Source organism: Pseudomonas sp. LB3P81, from assembly GCF_054897965.1.
In genome coordinates, this window is the sequence record NZ_JBUBVG010000001.1 from 211,030 (window position 1) to 226,661 (window position 15,632).

General features: G+C 60.0%; 16 protein-coding genes. 5 read left to right on the forward strand and 11 right to left on the reverse strand.

All coding sequences use genetic code 11. The features are described 5' to 3' along the window. Positions 1 to 42: 42 nt before the first annotated feature. Positions 43 to 558, reverse strand: a complete 516-nt coding sequence (locus tag ACYZTL_RS01080) for an HvfX family Cu-binding RiPP maturation protein (protein ID WP_461950187.1) — start codon at positions 556 to 558, stop codon at positions 43 to 45. A 54-nt stretch (positions 559 to 612) separates the two neighbouring features. Then, complete coding sequence (locus tag ACYZTL_RS01085) at positions 613 to 816, reverse strand: HvfA family oxazolone/thioamide-modified RiPP metallophore (protein WP_046048963.1); 204 nt, start codon at positions 814 to 816, stop codon at positions 613 to 615. A gap of 287 nt (positions 817 to 1,103) precedes the next feature. Between ACYZTL_RS01085 and glsB the strand changes: the two genes are divergently transcribed. Beyond that, entirely contained in the window at positions 1,104 to 2,012 is a 909-nt protein-coding gene (glsB, locus tag ACYZTL_RS01090) for a glutaminase B (protein WP_253427531.1), read from the forward strand. A gap of 15 nt (positions 2,013 to 2,027) precedes the next feature. Here the strand turns inward: glsB and ACYZTL_RS01095 are convergent, their stop codons facing one another. Continuing rightward, a complete protein-coding gene (locus tag ACYZTL_RS01095; RefSeq protein WP_461950188.1) occupies positions 2,028 to 2,819 on the reverse strand; it encodes an N-acetylmuramidase domain-containing protein in 792 nt (263 codons plus the stop codon). A 179-nt stretch (positions 2,820 to 2,998) separates the two neighbouring features. Here ACYZTL_RS01095 and ACYZTL_RS01100 point away from each other — a divergent pair, with 179 nt between their 5' ends. Together ACYZTL_RS01100 and ACYZTL_RS01105 are read left to right on the forward strand one after the other, a co-directional pair. Next, entirely contained in the window at positions 2,999 to 4,501 is a 1,503-nt protein-coding gene (locus ACYZTL_RS01100; RefSeq protein WP_461950189.1) for an aldehyde dehydrogenase family protein, read from the forward strand. Positions 4,502 to 4,575: 74 nt separating this feature from the next. Next, a complete protein-coding gene (locus tag ACYZTL_RS01105; protein WP_461950190.1) occupies positions 4,576 to 4,926 on the forward strand; it encodes a BON domain-containing protein in 351 nt (116 codons plus the stop codon). 80 nt (positions 4,927 to 5,006) lie between these two features. On the opposite strand, the gene ACYZTL_RS01110 is transcribed toward ACYZTL_RS01105, so the two are convergent. Beyond that, the gene (locus ACYZTL_RS01110; RefSeq protein ID WP_461950191.1) at positions 5,007 to 5,666 is read right to left on the reverse strand and encodes a carbonic anhydrase; all 660 of its coding nucleotides are present in this window, start codon (positions 5,664 to 5,666) and stop codon (positions 5,007 to 5,009) included. 60 nt (positions 5,667 to 5,726) lie between these two features. Further along, a complete protein-coding gene (cynS, locus tag ACYZTL_RS01115; RefSeq protein ID WP_461950192.1) occupies positions 5,727 to 6,194 on the reverse strand; it encodes a cyanase in 468 nt (155 codons plus the stop codon). Positions 6,195 to 6,315: 121 nt separating this feature from the next. Between cynS and cynR the strand changes: the two genes are divergently transcribed. Further along, positions 6,316 to 7,200, forward strand: a complete 885-nt coding sequence (gene cynR, locus ACYZTL_RS01120) for a transcriptional regulator CynR (protein ID WP_461950193.1) — start codon at positions 6,316 to 6,318, stop codon at positions 7,198 to 7,200. Here cynR and ACYZTL_RS01125 read toward each other — a convergent pair. The 5 genes from ACYZTL_RS01125 to ACYZTL_RS01145 form a co-directional block, all read right to left on the reverse strand. Next, a complete protein-coding gene (locus ACYZTL_RS01125; RefSeq protein ID WP_461950194.1) occupies positions 7,186 to 7,488 on the reverse strand; it encodes a hypothetical protein in 303 nt (100 codons plus the stop codon). The genes cynR and ACYZTL_RS01125 overlap by 15 nt on opposite strands. Before the next feature lie 121 nt (positions 7,489 to 7,609). Further along, positions 7,610 to 7,939 carry a hypothetical protein gene (locus ACYZTL_RS01130; protein WP_461950195.1) on the reverse strand — a complete coding sequence of 110 codons (330 nt, stop codon included), beginning with the start codon at positions 7,937 to 7,939 and terminating at the stop codon, positions 7,610 to 7,612. Positions 7,940 to 8,459: 520 nt separating this feature from the next. Then, positions 8,460 to 8,963, reverse strand: a complete 504-nt coding sequence (locus ACYZTL_RS01135) for a GNAT family N-acetyltransferase (protein WP_461950196.1) — start codon at positions 8,961 to 8,963, stop codon at positions 8,460 to 8,462. A 53-nt stretch (positions 8,964 to 9,016) separates the two neighbouring features. Further along, positions 9,017 to 10,966, reverse strand: coding sequence for a DNA topoisomerase III (locus ACYZTL_RS01140; protein WP_461950197.1), 1,950 nt, complete (start codon positions 10,964 to 10,966; stop codon positions 9,017 to 9,019). A 240-nt stretch (positions 10,967 to 11,206) separates the two neighbouring features. Beyond that, complete coding sequence (locus ACYZTL_RS01145) at positions 11,207 to 13,435, reverse strand: C1 family peptidase (protein WP_461950198.1); 2,229 nt, start codon at positions 13,433 to 13,435, stop codon at positions 11,207 to 11,209. 346 nt (positions 13,436 to 13,781) lie between these two features. Here ACYZTL_RS01145 and ACYZTL_RS01150 point away from each other — a divergent pair, with 346 nt between their 5' ends. Continuing rightward, entirely contained in the window at positions 13,782 to 14,150 is a 369-nt protein-coding gene (locus tag ACYZTL_RS01150) for a DUF427 domain-containing protein (RefSeq protein ID WP_461950199.1), read from the forward strand. Positions 14,151 to 14,186: 36 nt separating this feature from the next. Here the strand turns inward: ACYZTL_RS01150 and lldD are convergent, their stop codons facing one another. Beyond that, complete coding sequence (lldD, locus tag ACYZTL_RS01155) at positions 14,187 to 15,341, reverse strand: FMN-dependent L-lactate dehydrogenase LldD (protein WP_461950200.1); 1,155 nt, start codon at positions 15,339 to 15,341, stop codon at positions 14,187 to 14,189. Positions 15,342 to 15,632: the final 291 nt, after the last annotated feature.

Below are 15,632 nucleotides of genomic sequence, written 5' to 3' on the forward strand. Positions count from 1 at the left end.
TACGCAAGTGAGGTGGGAGGTGCAGCTTGCCACATTAACATTTCAGCGATTGTTGCGACGCCAGAAGAATCGGGCCAGCAACGCATCGAGGCTGAGCTTGCCTGCACCCGAGAGCAACAGCGGCATCAGGGCGGCGAGGTAGATCAGCGGCAGTTTGAAGTTGCCGTGCCCCTTGTTGCTGATGGCATAACCTTGGGCCAGCTCACTCAATGTAGACCAATCGGCCGGCCAGTGAACGGCAGCGGTCGCCACGACAGTGACCACGATCAACACGATGGCGGAAATCCGCGTGCCCAGTCCGACAAGGATGGCGAGTGCGCAGATCAGTTCGGCCCACATCGACAGTTCCCAGTTCAGCGTGGCGGGCACGTGGTCGAAGGGAAACGGGAAGCGGTCCTGGATGTCGGCGAACCAGTTGTCGCCATTCCACTTTTCCAGGCCCGACTCGAAGAATTCCCAGGCGATGAACACCCTTAAAGTCAGGGAGGCGAGCCAGCTACCGGCACGATCAAGGTTCAGGTGCAGGCCTTTCACGGCCGACGAGATTGCAGCGTTCATGGACGTGGTCTCCGTTCAGTCAGGGATGCGGGGTCCGACGGCCCCGCGCAGGGATTACTCGCTGGCACCGCACTTGCCTTCGCCGCATTTGCCTTCAGCCGGTTTTTCCGCGGTGTCGGCCTGAACCTGGCTGTAGCCGTGAGCCAGCTGTTTCATGCTGAACGCTTCGGACTCGGAAGCCGACGCGACGTTGGACAGGGCCAGGCCGCCCGCGATGATCAGGCCGAGGGTCAGGGAGGAAGTAGAGAGCTTGAACATGGTGATACTCCGTAGCATTGAGTGAGTTGAGCGCTTTGATCGGCTAAGCCAATCGACAGGCACATTTCATCAATCGGGTGTATCCGTGATGTGTCGTTGGTGCGGGGTTTTATGGGCGGGGTGTGTCAGGAACGGTGCTGTATACACACTGATACACAGCCAACGCAAATCACTGTGGGAGCGGTGTTTACAAGATTGTGTTCAGGCAATCTGTGATCCGCTGCTGACCGACAGCGTCTAGCGTCAGTGTCCCCGCAATCCCATGGGGCGAGACTTCGGAACCCGGCATGCAAGCGCTGTTGAACGAGATCCTTGAAGCAGTTCGGCCCCTGATCGGTCAGGGCAAGGTGGCTGATTACATTCCCGCCCTCGGCACGGTGCCGGCCAATCAGTTGGGCATTGCCGTGTATGGCAACGATGGCGAGCTGTTTTGCGCCGGCGACGCCCACACGCCGTTCTCGGTGCAGAGTATTTCCAAGGTGTTCAGCCTGGTGCAGGCCATCGATCATTCTGGCGAAGCCATCTGGCAACGCCTGGGCCACGAGCCTTCCGGCCAGCCGTTCAACTCGCTGGTGCAACTGGAGTTCGAGCGCGGGCGCCCGCGCAATCCGTTCATCAACGCCGGCGCGCTGGTGATCTGCGACATCAACCAGTCGCGTTTTGCCGCACCGGCCTTGTCGATGCGCGATTTCGTCCGGCGCCTGTCGGGCAACCCGCAGGTGATGGTGGACGGCAAGGTCGCCGAATCCGAATACCAACACCGTGCGCGCAACGCCGCCATGGCCTACCTGATGCAATCCTTCGGCAACTTTCACAACGACGTCGAAGCGGTGTTGCGCAGTTACTTCAGCCATTGCGCCCTGCGCATGAGTTGCGTGGATCTGGCCCGGGCGTTCTGCTTCCTGGCGAACGACGGTTTCTGCAAGCACAGCGGCGAACAGATCCTCAGCGCCCGCCAGACCCAGCAAGTCAACTCGATCATGGCCACCAGCGGCCTCTACGACGAGGCGGGCAACTTCGCCTATCGCGTCGGCCTGCCCGGCAAGAGCGGCGTGGGCGGCGGGATCGTCGCGGTGGTGCCGGGGCAGTTCACGGTGTGCGTCTGGTCGCCGGAACTGAACACCGCTGGCAACTCGCTCGCGGGCATGGCCGCGCTGGAGTTGCTGAGCCAGCGGATTGGCTGGTCGGTGTTCTAGCGGTGTACCGGCAGGTCAGAGCGGCAATGCTTCGACGCGCATGCGTAAACGCTCCAGCGTTCCGTCATCGAGCACCGTGGTGAGATCCAGATCCTCTCTTGCCTGAAACAGATTCATCGCATCCCGGGTCTGTTTGCCGACGATGCCGTCGACAGGACCGGGATGCCAGCCGAGGTAGGTCAAATAGGCCTGCGCCATGCGGATCCTCAGGTCCGGCGTCCCGCCATAGGAGAACTTCTGATACGCAGCGCTGAGCCGCAAGTCGTAGTTGTTGATGGCGTAATTGGGGCCGTTGTAAATCCGTGCAAAGTTGGCCCAGTCCTTGGCGCGCAAGGGTTTCACAGAACCGCCCTCGATCAGTTCGCCAATGGCGCAAAGCAACTGTTCGTTTTCACCAGCCACCATCCTTTTGACCATCGCCTCGACATCCGCCGAGTTCGTTTGGCGGAAATTGAACCCCATCGTCTGGCCCAGTCCCCATGAAGTACTTTGCAGGGCAGCGTCCCTGTCCAGGCTCATGGCCATGTTCAGACGGTCGTATTGATGCGACTCCGATGCACCATAGTTGCCGGGTTGCTTGTTGCTGATGTCGGGGTGTTGTGCGTCGAACCGTCGTTGGGTGAGCCGGCTGAAAACGTGACGCTCATAAAGGATTTTTGGACGGCGATCGGTAAAAAATCCGTTGCCGGAGGTTTCTACTGCTAAAACGGCCCAGAGTTGCGCTGCACTGACTTTGGCCAGGTCCAGCGCATCCGCCAGACCTTCATCGTCCAGCGCCGCGCCATGACTTCTGAATTCATCGTTCATGACGGCCTCCTCGGAAAACAGGAAACGCTGATGCCCCTCTATTAGCGTAGGGGCGCGGGACGACGGGCAGCGGGGATTGCGATCACCGGTTGCACTGAGCCGGATGCCTGCCGGTTAATGACGCTCCCGGAAATTTGCTATACATTTTCTGGCCGCCCCCTGCATGGTGAAACCGCTTCATGTCTCTTGCGCTCGAACGTCTAGTCGCTGGCACGCCGATCCCTTTCGCTGGTAACCGCGTCACTGTGGTCAGCCCCGAACTGGCCTTGCGCTTTCAGCCCGGGGACCACTTGCTGGTGGAGCAGGTCAGCGGTGAGTTGCTGCTGATTCCCGTCGCGGACCAGAAAGCGGCGGCGGTAGCGATCGAGCGGGCCGAAGCGGCGTTTACGGCGATGGCCGCCGTTTCGGATCAGGCGATCAGTGCGTTCTTCGACTGCTTTGCCCAGCGCCTTGAAGATCAGGACTGCTGGGATTTGATCGAGGCTGCCAACCGCGCTGACATCGAATGGGCCAAGTCACGTGGACGCTCGACCACGCGGTTGCTGGCCGATGAGCGCATGCGCCGCGACATGATCGCGGGCCTCAGGGCCTGGCGCGATGCGCCCGCCACGCGCGGCAAAGTGATCAGCTGCGTCGAGCATGACGGCTGGAAGGTCGAGCAGGTGGTTTCGCCCCTGGGCATTGTCGCTTTCGTCTTCGAAGGCCGGCCTAATGTCTTTGCCGACGCAGCGGGCGTATTGCGCACCGGCAACACCGCCGTGCTGCGCATTGGCAGCGATGCCTTGGGCACGGCGCAAGCCATCGTCACTCACGCGTTGAACCCGGCATTGAGTGACGCCGGATTGCCGGTGGGCGCAGTGTCGTTGGTGGAAAGTGTCAATCACGCCGCCGGTTGGGCCATGTTCGCGGACCGGCGCCTGTCGCTGGCGGTGGCCCGTGGTTCGGGGCGTGCCGTCAGCCAATTGGGCAGCATCGCCCAACAGGCCGGCACCGCCGTCAGCCTGCATGGCACCGGTGGCGCCTGGCTGATCGCCGACAAGGACGCCGACGCCCAGCGTTTTGCCGCCGTCGTGCGCAATTCCCTGGACCGCAAAGTCTGCAACACCTTGAACGTCTGCCTGATTCATCGCGACCGCGCCGCCGAACTGGTGCCGCTGTTTCTGCGCGCCTTGAAACAGGCTGGCACCGCACGGGATGAGGGCTGCAAGCTGCACATCGTCGAGGGCAGCCAGTCGTACTTGCCTTACGATTGGAGGAACGCGACGGTCGAGGTCTGCCGCGCCGAAGGTTATCAAACTGAAGCGTTGGCCGAACCGTTGCCCGAAGATCAATTGGGCCGCGAGTGGGAATGGGAAGAAACCCCGGAAGTCAGCCTGAAAATCGTCGACGACCTGGACAGCGCCATCGCCTTGTTCAATCGCTACAGCCCGCAATTCACCGTGTCGTTGATCAGTGAAAATGCCGAGGCCCATGAACGTTTCTACAACGCGGTCAACGCGCCGTTTGTCGGCAACGGGATCACGCGTTGGGTCGACGGGCAATACGCGCTGAACAAACCGGAACTGGGTCTTTCGAACTGGGAGAGCGGCCGCCTGTTTGCCCGCAGCGCGATTCTCTCGGGAGATGGGGTGTTTACAATCCGTAGTCGCATGACGCAGACGGATCTGTCGGTCAAACGCTGAGTATCCGACCGATAGCGCAGACCGCACTATAATTAACGGTGTCTGCGTCTGTGTCTTGAGACAGAGGTTCCGCCATGAAACTTCAATCCTTCGAGCATTACTCTCATCAGCTGGAAATGGCCGCACACGACGCGTGGCTGACCGCCCGGGTGAAGTCGGCCATAGCGTTGGCCGATCCGACCCTTGGCCTGCACGTCCATGTCAAAACCCTTGCGGGCACGGTGATGTTGAGTGGTCGAGTCAACACCCATAAACAGTGTGAGCAGGCCGTTGCGCTGGCCCGCACGGTTCATGGTGTCGTCGAAATCGATGGCAGGGAATTGCTGACTCACGTGTTCACGCCCGGAAGCTTTCCAACACCGCCGAACGCCGAGGAAAACCCGGAGATCAGGCCATCATCGTCAACCAAACCGGACGACAAATGAAGCTGGCTGAGCAGCGCTCCCGTGAACCGGGCGCGCTGCTCAGCCAGCGCCTGATACTCGAGCTCCAGTCGCGGCATTCATCAAGCCGCTTCCATCGCTTTGCCGTGCACGGCACAGGTGGTCGGGTGTTCGATCAGCGACACGAACGTGCGGCTGTTGGCATCCAGCGCATCGATCGAACCGGTTTCGATGTCATAAGCCCAGCCGTGCAGGTTCAGCAGGCCTTTTTCCAGAGCCAGGCGCACGCTCGGATGTGTCTGGATGTTGGCCAGTTGGGCGATCACGTTTTCCCGCACCATGGAACTTACCTTTGCCGCGTCACTGGCGTGAGGCCGGGACTCGTTGATCACTTTTGCTGACTCGGCGTGTTGCAACCAGCCGCTGACGGCGGGCAGGTGGTCCATGCATTTGCAGCTGGCGACGGCGGTCATCGCGCCGCAATCCGAATGGCCGCAGATCACGATGTCGGTGACGCCCAGCACGGCAACCGCGTATTCGACCGTGGCCGATACACCGCCCGGATGCGGGCTGTAGGAAGGCACGATATTGCCAGCGTTTCGGATCACGAACAGTTCACCGGGTTCTTGTTGGGTCAGCAGTTCCGGCACGACACGGCTGTCGGAGCAGGTGATGAACAACGTGCCGGGGTGTTGCGTGGTGGCCAAGTGTTTGAACAGGTCGGTGCGTTGCGGAAAGGCTTCCTTCTGGAACTTCAAAAAACCTTCGATAAGCGTTTTCATAGCGATGTCCTCATGGGTGAGTCGGGTTTGGCCCGCACCTCTGTGCGGGCCGGTATCCACTTAGAAAGGACGCAGTGGCAGGAATTTCCCGTCGAGGGTAATCACGGCGCGGGAGCCACCTTCCGGGTCTTCGACTTTCTTCATGTCGAGCTTGAAGTTGATCGCGCTGATGATGCCGTCGCCGAATTGCTCATGAACCAGGGCTTTCAAGGTGGTGCCGTAGATCTGGATCATTTCGTAGAAGCGGTAGATGGTCGGATCGGTCGGGACACCCGAGAGGCTGCCGCGCAGCGGGATGATTTGCAGGCGGTTAACGGCGTCGGCGTCCAGGTCGAGCTTTTCGCCAATCACTTTGGCGGCGGCTTCCGGCAGTGGATGCTGACCGAGCAGGGCGGCGGTGACGTAGGCCAGACCAAGGCCGGTGCAGTCGGTCAGGTCCTGCCACGACAGGTTTTTCCGCGCCTTGGCATCGAGGATCGACGTGGTCAGGGCCAGACTCGGGTCGTTGTAAGCGTGGGACTGTTGCATGGGGTTTCTCCTGTCGGGGTGGCGTTGCTTGGGTGTGAAGCCATCTTCTGCCGATTGATTCATAGCGTCCAAGACCGATATACAATGCTTTGCATAAGTCTTGCCTATAGGTTGAATCCTGATGTTGCTCCGACATTTGCGCTATTTGCTGGCGGTCGCCGATCACGGCGGTTTCACCCGTGCTGCCGAGGCGCTGCACGTGTCCCAACCGACCTTGTCGCAACAGATCCGCCAACTGGAAGAAACCCTGGGAGTGAGCCTCTTTGACCGTACCTCGCGCACGGTCAAACCGACCGACGCCGGCCAGGCCTACATCGAGTGCGCTCGGCGGGTGCTGGTGGAACTGGAGGCGGGCAAACGGGCGCTGCATGACGTGAAGGATTTGTCCCGCGGGACGTTGCGGCTGGCGATGACGCCGACCTTCATGGCGTATCTGGTCGGGCCGTTAGTGCGCGACTACGTGGCGCGCTATCCAAACATCCATCTGCAGATTTTCGAGTTGTCGATGGACGACATCGAAGCCGGGCTGCTGGATGACTCACTGGACATCGCCATTGCGTTTAATGAGGTCAGGCATGCCGACATCGAGTCGATCCCGGCCTTTACCGAGACGCTCGGGGTGATGGTGGGGCGGGATCATCCGCTGTACGAAAGCCGTGTCGCGTTATCCGCTGAAGCGGTGGCGCAGCTGGAGTTTGCGTTACTGACGCAGGACTTCGTCACCCGCACCCGTATCGATGAGTACTTCGCCCAAGAGCGGATCACACCTGAAGTGGTGATCGAGGTGAACTCGGTGAGCACGTTGCTGGAAGTCCTCCGGCACACGGCCATCGCCACCATCCTGCCGGAAGCCATCGCTACTCAGGACCGCGCGTTGCACAGGATTCCGTTGCTGGGAGAGGCGCCCAAGCGCGGGGCTGCGCTGCTGCGGCGTAAAAATAATTATCACAGTGCGGCGTCGGCGGCCTTTATGGAACTGGTGTTGTCGACGTCAGTCATCAACTGATTGGCACACACCATTGGGGGCCTTGCCGGTGGAGGACACGGCCACCGAGTCGTCATCGGCCAGGACGATGGACAACGTGATGCCGGAACCCTTGGCTTCGAAGCGACGATCGTTGATGGCTTTGGTTTCGGCTTCCTTGTTGTTGATCATTACCGGTCCATCCTGATCCGCCTGGACGAGGAACTTGCCGGGGCACTCCACCGCGAATGACGGGACACCGGCGACGCTGTTTGCCTGAGCAGCATTCGTCATAACCAGCAACATCAGGAATACCAGGTTATTTTTCATCGCAAGTCTCCAGAGACCAACAGCGCATACGCTTAACGATAGCTTCGTTTGGCACAGTGGAGACAAACAAAAAGGCCCCGCTCGATCATTCGAGCGGGGCCTTTTTTATGGTGTTGGATTATCAGTAGAACCGGTCAATCACCCGAACTTCATTCTGGTTCTGCAGTGAGGCCCAGGCCTGTTTCAGCGTTTGCAGAACATTACCGATGAAGTCCTTGTCGGCTGCGGCTTTCTTGCCGACATAGCCCTGGCCGCGACGGTACATCTTCAGTCGGGCCAGCAGGTTCTGGTTGTTCTGGTCGAACTCGGCTTCATGGGCATGCGGCGACAGGCAGTCGATATGCACCTGGCCCGACTTGCTGATCCACAGGATATGGCTGTCCTGGCTGTCTTTTTGCGCAGCGAACATACGAGCCAGTTCGTCGATGGTAGGTTGATTGTTCAGATTCATAATAAAGCCCCTTGACCATTTGGTGATCTTTCAAAGTTGATTCGCTAATACAGGTAGCCCATCGGTTAGTTGATCCCTGGCACCGAAACCAGGACGTCAGCGGTCGGCCGCCGAAATGACGGGGTTCCGCGTCTGTTGCATGTAGTCGTGTTGAATAACTGCTACGCAATAGCGTCACAACGAAGAGAAGCAGCGAAAACCTTCAGTCCACTACCGACGTTTTCAGGGTCGGTCACAAGCTTCATGAGGATTGATCGCCAGCGCTTCTCGTCCTTGTACTGGACGTTCGGGCCAGGTCAGCTTCTTCAATCTGCCTTGTGGGCAGCGTGTATCCGGGAAAAACAGCTCGGCGGTCAGACGAGCTTGCTCAAACATGTTGCCGTACTCCCGATCGGGGAGATGTCTGCATCATGCAAGGGCAAATCGGAGGCGTCAACGGTTTTGTAGTGATTATTTTCAAGCACTACATATTGTCGGACAAAGCTGAATGGAATGAGAAAGCGGAACCGGAAAGCGCCACTCAGGACGATGGTGGCGAGCTTTGGAAGCGGTAAAAGGTGCAGGGGTAATCGTCTACCGGCTGCTGATGCCGTGTGTACGCGCCACCGGCGAGATCGTCGATCACACCGGCCCAGAACAACCGCGCGGACTGATTGGCGTCGATGTGGAAAATCTGCCATTGACCGGGGAACTGGCTCAAGAGGGTGGAAACGACAAACGTCGCGACACCTTGGCCACGAAAGCGGCGGCTGACGAACAGGTAGCCGATGTTGTATTCGGCACCGGTCAGATGGGTGTGGTCATCCACGGTCACGAAACCGGCCAGTTCCCCGTCGACCTTGATCAGATTCGGGCGAGTGGTGGGGTTTCGCCAGTAATCCTGTTGGTCCTGGATGTTGAAGAAACCGTTCGCACCGAGTTTCAGTGGCAGCCATTCACTGAAGTCGTGCAGGTAGAACTGCATCAGGTTTTCAATGGTCTCCAGTTCATCGCGCTGTGCGGCGTGCAGTTCTATCGTGGGCATGCGGGGTCGCTCCTGATGTCGCCGGATCAGATGAACAGTAGACCATCGCTCGATCAAGCCTTGCTCGCCGGTTTTGCTGTGCGTTTGCTAGCGGTCGCGGGTTTGCGCTTGGCCGGTTTGCTTTTGTTTTTCCACGGTGCGGCACCGCGCCCGGCAGGGCTTGCCGGGCCGCTGATGGTCAGGCTCAGGCCGGCGCAGCGGGCAACCTGCTTGCTCATCCACGCGGCTTGTTTGGTGACGAACTCTTCCAGGCTCATTTCGCCGCTTTGCACCATGTCCAGCGCCTGTTCCCAGATCGCCGTGGTGCCCGGATCGGCAATGGCGCGCGGCACCGCATCAATCAGACTGAAAGCGGCCGGGGTCGCGGCCAGGGCCTTGCCGTTCTTGATCAGGTAACCACGGTCGAGCAGGCCCTGGATGATCGAGGCACGGGTGGCTTCGGTGCCAATCCCGGTGGTGTCCTTGAGTTTCTGCTTGAGCAGGGGGTCTTCCACCAGTTTGGCGACGTTCTTCATCGCCTTGATCAGATCGCCTTCGGTGAACGGTTTGGGCGGTTGGGTCCAGAGGTCCTTGAGCTTCACGTCGGCCACCGCGCACTCTCGCCCTTCGGCCAATGTTGGCAATGTTTGCGGCGCCGGTGCTTCGCGGCCCTTGGCCGGTGCGAGGGCCTCGGGCAGGGCGCGTTTCCAGCCGGGTTCGACGATCTGCTTGCCGACGGCACGCAAGGCTTCGCCGGCACAGTCGAAGTCGGCCTGGGTCCGGTCGTATTCATGATTGGGCAGAAACTGTGCCAGGTAGCGCGCACGAATCAGGGTGTAGACCGCGCGCTGCTTGCCCGCCAGCCGATCAAGATTCTTCGCGGCGGCAGTGGGGATGATGCCGTGGTGAGCGCTGACTTTCGCATCGTTCCACGCCCGTGAGCGCCGCTGAGGTTCCAGGTAGTCCTGCAAGGCGTTGAGGGCGGGATCAGCCTGCCTCAACGCTGCCAGAATACCTGGCGCTTCACTGTGTTGACTGACCGGTAGATAGCCACAATCACTGCGCGGATAGGTAATGACCTTGTGGGTTTCGTAGAGCGCCTGGGCGATGTCGAGCGTTTCCTGGGCGCCGAGGCCAAGCTTCTTCGAGCAGACCTCCTGCAAGGTGCCCAGATCGAACGGCAGCGGCGCTACTTCACGCATCCGCTCGGTGCGTAGCTTGATCACCCGGGCACTCGCCGCGTTGCCAATCGCCGCCGCCGCTTGTTGCGCCAGCGCCTGATTGAGACAGCGATCCTGATCGTCGCAAGCGTCGGAGGTCGCGCGCCACTGTGCGGTGAACGCCGTGCCGTCGTGCAGCAGTTGCACGTCGATGGCCCAGTAAGCCACGGGGACGAAATCGGCAATGCTGCGGTCGCGATCCACTACCAGCCGCAGGGTTGGCGTTTGCACCCGGCCGACCGGCAATACGCCCTGATAACCGGACTGGCGCCCCAGCAAGGTGAACAACCGGCTCATGTTCATCCCGATCAGCCAGTCGGCCCGTGAGCGGCCCAATGCCGAATGATAAAGGCTGAACGTCTCCGCCCCCGGCTTCAGCGCGGCCAACGCCTTGCGAATGGACGCATCGTCCAGCGCCGACAGCCACAACCGCTGGATCGGCCCGCGATAACGACAATGCTCCACCAGTTCCCGGGCGATCATTTCGCCCTCACGGTCGGCATCCGTGGCGATCACCAATTCATCGGCCTCACTGAGCAAGCGTTTGACGGCCTTGTACTGACTGGCCGTGCGCGGTTTGACGGTCATCTTCCATTTGTCCGGAATGATCGGCAGATCCGCCAGCACCCAGCGCTTGTAGCGCGCGTCGTAGGCATCCGGCGGCGCGGTTTCCAGCAGATGGCCGATGCACCAGGTCACCGTGACGTCCGTTCCCAGCCAGCAGCCGTCGCCGCGACGCCGGGCGCCAAGCACGGCCGCAATGTCTTTGGCCTGGGAAGGTTTTTCACAGAGGTACAACCGCATAACCACCATCGTTCATCAGCTGCCGGGAGGTGCACAGAATGGCGGCTGATGAGCGATGGAGCAATCTTTATCTGTATGGATGTACAGTTTGTGCATTTCCGATCATTGCAATGAGCCGCGCCCGCCCTTGTAGGAGCGAGCCTGCTCGCGATGGACGTGAACGATGGCGCGTATTTTCTGAATGAACGCGCCGCTCTTGAGTCCATCGCGAGCAAGCTCGCTCCTACAAGGGCATGGTGTTCAGTAGTTCAGGTTGACCACCGGCTGCGCGAGTTTCGAGCCCGGCGCGAGTCGAAGTATGGTCAGAAAAATGCTGGTGATGACGTTGATGTCATTGTCGAACCCGCCGTGGGACGTGTCCGCCTTGACGCCCGCGCCGTAATTCATCTTCGGCTCGTTGAAAATGTGCAGGGTTTGCGCGAGCGCGTCCGGCAGTCCGCGACCGGTTGTGGCGAAACCGCTCGGAATGTTGTTGCCCCAGTAAAAGCTGTTCCATTGTTCGGTCATGTTCCGGGCGGCAATGTTCCATAGCGCCAGATCGGGATCGCTGAAGTCCTGGCAGCTCCCGTCGAGGGCTCTGGCCATGCCCAGCAGCGGCATGCGTTGCAGTTCCTCATAAGCCCGGGAAACCAGGTAGAGCAGCGATTTGTGGTACGCGCCAATGACGTTATCCGTCTGTTCGCGCTGGTCGGACATCAGGTGAATGTGGAAGTCCTTGCGCTTGAGCCCGCCGTCTTCCATGACTTTGCGGTAGGTCTGGTTGGCGAAGTCGAGGGTGCACGCCGGGGCCATCAGCGTCGATGTCTCGGTCGGCAACTTTCGGGCCCACAGCAGTCGGATCAAGTGGCCGTTGATCAACGAGCCGGCTGAATGACCGATCAGATGCAGCTCGACTTCTTTCGGGCCCAGGTCGTCGACCAGTTTTTTCAGGTTGTCTGCCATTTCCACCAGCCCTCGTGGGGTGAAACCCGCCACGGCCGCGGCTTCGGCGTTCTGCTTCATCTGGCTCCACTGATCGCCGCCGAGTTTTTTGGTCGCCAGCTCGACCGTGCGATCAAGGCCTTCTAGGGTTTTGTCCTTTATCAGCTTCAAAACGTCGCTGATGCCGCCGGCCTCGAACACGCCCGGCAGGGTGTCCTGGATAATGTCCGCCAGTGTTTCAAGCACTCCGGTGCGCCAGGTCACGAACAGTGGATAGATACCGTTTTCGAGGAAGTAGGGCGCCATCGCGCAAATCCGGTTGATGGAATCCTGTTCGGAATTCAGACCGCCATGGGCCACGATGGCGATGCGTAGCACCGCGGGTTTGCTGGCCGCGGGCAGTTTGTCGTACCAGGCGCGAGGCGCTTCGTAGACGATCCGTTTGACCCCCGCCCGAACGTTCTCCACGTCGGTCAGCCGGGGGCCGATGCTGCCGTTGTTTTCCATGACGATGGTCAGGCCGTACGCCTGATCCTTGGTCAGCAGCGCAGGCCCTTTGCGTTCTGAATCGCGGGTGCTGGCGGTGAACAACGAAAAGCCCTCACGCTTGGCAATGGAATGCGACAGGGCGTTGCGAAACGGTGATTGCACATCGGCTCTGGCGCGTGAGGGGCGCGAGTTTTGGGAGAGCCCGCCGTGTTCGATCGGTACGCCGAGGGCGACGGTCCAGGCGTCGGTGCCGTTGGCCAGCCAGTCTTCGAACGTCAGGATGGCGAAGCCCGAAAATCCCCAGTCGGTCGACCAGGAGTTCTGCACGATGAAGCCCTGGCTGGTGTAGCCGATCAAGGAAAAGGCATGACCGCCCTGATTGTGTGCCGACCACTTGATCACGGGCAGTTGCGACATGCTTTCGAACGCCGCCACCGGGCTTTTTTTACCTTTGGGCCGCATCAGCGCCCAGCCCTGATGCACATTGGCCGACACGTAAAGCGCACCGGCTTCATACAGCGCCGCCATCATCGCGGTGACATCGTCCTTTTCGACGCGGTAGTAAATCCCCAGCGGCCGGGTCACGGCATCGACGGCCCAATTCTCGGCGGGTGCTTCGAACGCCGGCACCGAACCATCGGGCTTGACGGTGTAGGGCCACAATTCCTGCGCGCAGACGCCATGTTTGTGCCAGCCCTTCAACGCGCCCCGGCAACTCGATCCCGAGTAATCTTCGCCCGGCCATTCGTCATAAAGCTTGGCCAGATGATAGAGCTGGCGCGGGCTGGTCTTGGTGGACGCGCGGTCGCGTCGCCACAGCAGAAAGTTGACCACCGCCGCCAACCCGAACCCGGTGCACGCGCCTTCGCTGCCCTGAAACAGCACCATGTCTCTGGCGAGATACCCCGAGAGTTCGGTGGCGATGTCCTTGTCGGCGGGCCAGGAGGGCGGTAACGATTGAATGCGTGGAGTAAACAGGCGATCACGCAGATCGAGGCGATCCGGGCGTGCATCGAGGGTGATGAGCGTTTGATCGAGGGAGAATCGACTGGCCGGCATGTTGGTGACCCTCAAGTTTCTGAGACTCGAACCCCCACGCCACGACGACCTGACTGCGAAGCAGGGATGTCAACGGTGCTATTGATCGTAGACGATGTTTCGGCGCAGTTGAGCCGTTGGTCTAATAGGCGATGACTTGAAGAGTGGAGGCGGTGAGCCGGGCTACAGACGGATAACCGTCAGGGTCCCGTTCGGCTGTGAAGACTTCGTAATGACGAAATCTGGGTTATACATGACAGAGTTGTGTTCTCAAGTTTTGGGGCCGCTGCGCGCCCCATCGTGGGCAAGTCGGATCGCCGCATCGCACGCTCCCACTGGTTTATCACCGTCCCGAGGAACGCATTTCATGAAAAGCTCCGGTCCCAGTCCTGTCATCACCATCGCCGAGCAGCCCGGCTGCCTGCTGGTGAAGTTCCACGGTATTCAGGTGGCCGCGTCCACGCGCGCGCTGGTGCTGTTGGAGGCCAATTACCCTCCGGTGTATTACGTCCCGCGGGAGGACATCGCCGAGCAGTTTTTTGCCCGCACCGATCACACGACCTATTGCCCTTACAAGGGCGACGCGAGCTATTTCAGCCTGCAGATCCCGGGGCATGAGGGTGCCAATGCGGTATGGAGCTATGAAGACCCCAAAGTGTCGGTAGAGCAGATTAGAAAATATGTGGCGTTTTATCCCGATCAAGTCACGTTCGAGCTTCTCAAAGACGTCGAGTGATTGAAAACGCCCTGCAGTGACAGGGCGTTCTTCTGTTCAGGCTTTCAGCTCATGAACCGCCTGCACCAAGGTGGTTTCATCGATCTGACCAATCGAAGTCACCCCGGTCAACGTCATCGCCACGCGCATCTCTTTGGCGAAAATATCCAGCATGTTTTCTACCCCGCGTTGACCGTCGGCGGCCAGCGCATACGCCATGGACCGCCCCAGCAAGACGCCTTTCGCGCCCAGCGCGAGCATCCGCACGACATCGAGCCCCGAGCGGATCCCCGAGTCGACCAGCACCGTCAGGTCATTGCCCACCTCTTGCATGATCGGCGGTAATGCCTTCGTGGTGGAGAGCACGCCGTCCAGCTGTCTTCCGCCGTGGTTTGACACCACGATGCCGTCCGCGCCAAAGCTGACCGCGTCCCGGGCATCCTGAGGATCGAGAATGCCTTTGATAATCATCGGGCCTTGCCAGAAATCACGAATCCACTCCAGATCGCTCCAGCTGATCGAAGGGTCGAAGTTGTTGGCCAGCCAGCCCATGTAGTCTTCGAGCGTGACGGCTTTGCCGAGGTACTTCGAGATGTTGCCGAGGTCGTGCGGGCGCCCCATGACGCCGACGTTGAAGGCCCAATCGGGTCGGGTCATGGCCTGCAACATTCGTCGTGAAGATGCAAAAGGTCCGGACATGCCCGAGTGCGCATCCCGGTAGCGGGCGCCGGGTGTGGGCATGTCGACGGTGAACACCAGGTTTTTCACCCCGGCGGCCTTGGCCCGCTCCAGGGCATTTTTCATGAAGCCTCTGTCTTTCAGCACATACAGCTGAAACCAGATGGATTGTTGGCTTTGGGTCGCTACTTCCTCGATCGAGCACACCGAGACTGTCGACAGGCACAGGGGGATGCCTTTGTTTTGTGCGGCTTTGACCGCCTGCACTTCACCACGGCGGGCGAACATGCCCGTCAGGCCGACCGGTGCGAGGATGATCGGCATTGCGAGGGGCTGGTCGAATAGGGTGGTTTCAAGGCTCAGGGTTTCGACGTTTTTCAGAATGCGCTGACGCAGGCTGATGCCCGTCAGGTCGGCGCTGTTGGCCCTCAGCGTGTGCTCTGCATAAGCGCCCCCGTCGATGTAATCAAACAGGAAACGGGGGAGCTTGCGACGGGCTGCCTCGCGGTAGTCGGATGCGGAAGAAATGATCATGGTGCCTCGGTCGGGTGAGTGGCGGGGCGATGGGTGCTTCAGGTCAGAGTAACTAAAACGACCTGCGTTTGCGGTAACTCTGTTCACTTTAGAAACCAGTCTCGCGGATGTACCCGGAACCCTGTGGGAGTGGGCTTGCTCGCGAATGCGGTTTGGCATCCGCCCTTGATGTCGACTGACACGGCCCCTTCGCGAGCAAGCCCGCTCCCACAGTGGATCAGCGTACGGCTGTCGCTTTTCACCACTCATCAGGTCGAGCGTTAGCTCGCCTGCAGCTTTTGATCTTGCGGT

What these genes read in the sequence shown, in the direction of transcription:
- ACYZTL_RS01080 (WP_461950187.1), bottom strand. Translation starts at nt 558, where the DNA reads ATGAACGCTGCAATCTCGTCGGCCGTGAAAGGCCTGCACCTGAACCTT.
- ACYZTL_RS01085 (WP_046048963.1), bottom strand. Translation starts at nt 816, where the DNA reads ATGTTCAAGCTCTCTACTTCCTCCCTGACCCTCGGCCTGATCATCGCG.
- glsB (WP_253427531.1), top strand. Translation starts at nt 1,104, where the DNA reads ATGCAAGCGCTGTTGAACGAGATCCTTGAAGCAGTTCGGCCCCTGATC.
- ACYZTL_RS01095 (WP_461950188.1), bottom strand. Translation starts at nt 2,819, where the DNA reads ATGAACGATGAATTCAGAAGTCATGGCGCGGCGCTGGACGATGAAGGT.
- ACYZTL_RS01100 (WP_461950189.1), top strand. Translation starts at nt 2,999, where the DNA reads ATGTCTCTTGCGCTCGAACGTCTAGTCGCTGGCACGCCGATCCCTTTC.
- ACYZTL_RS01105 (WP_461950190.1), top strand. Translation starts at nt 4,576, where the DNA reads ATGAAACTTCAATCCTTCGAGCATTACTCTCATCAGCTGGAAATGGCC.
- ACYZTL_RS01110 (WP_461950191.1), bottom strand. Translation starts at nt 5,666, where the DNA reads ATGAAAACGCTTATCGAAGGTTTTTTGAAGTTCCAGAAGGAAGCCTTT.
- cynS (WP_461950192.1), bottom strand. Translation starts at nt 6,194, where the DNA reads ATGCAACAGTCCCACGCTTACAACGACCCGAGTCTGGCCCTGACCACG.
- cynR (WP_461950193.1), top strand. Translation starts at nt 6,316, where the DNA reads ATGTTGCTCCGACATTTGCGCTATTTGCTGGCGGTCGCCGATCACGGC.
- ACYZTL_RS01125 (WP_461950194.1), bottom strand. Translation starts at nt 7,488, where the DNA reads ATGAAAAATAACCTGGTATTCCTGATGTTGCTGGTTATGACGAATGCT.
- ACYZTL_RS01130 (WP_461950195.1), bottom strand. Translation starts at nt 7,939, where the DNA reads ATGAATCTGAACAATCAACCTACCATCGACGAACTGGCTCGTATGTTC.
- ACYZTL_RS01135 (WP_461950196.1), bottom strand. Translation starts at nt 8,963, where the DNA reads ATGCCCACGATAGAACTGCACGCCGCACAGCGCGATGAACTGGAGACC.
- ACYZTL_RS01140 (WP_461950197.1), bottom strand. Translation starts at nt 10,966, where the DNA reads ATGCGGTTGTACCTCTGTGAAAAACCTTCCCAGGCCAAAGACATTGCG.
- ACYZTL_RS01145 (WP_461950198.1), bottom strand. Translation starts at nt 13,435, where the DNA reads ATGCCGGCCAGTCGATTCTCCCTCGATCAAACGCTCATCACCCTCGAT.
- ACYZTL_RS01150 (WP_461950199.1), top strand. Translation starts at nt 13,782, where the DNA reads ATGAAAAGCTCCGGTCCCAGTCCTGTCATCACCATCGCCGAGCAGCCC.
- lldD (WP_461950200.1), bottom strand. Translation starts at nt 15,341, where the DNA reads ATGATCATTTCTTCCGCATCCGACTACCGCGAGGCAGCCCGTCGCAAG.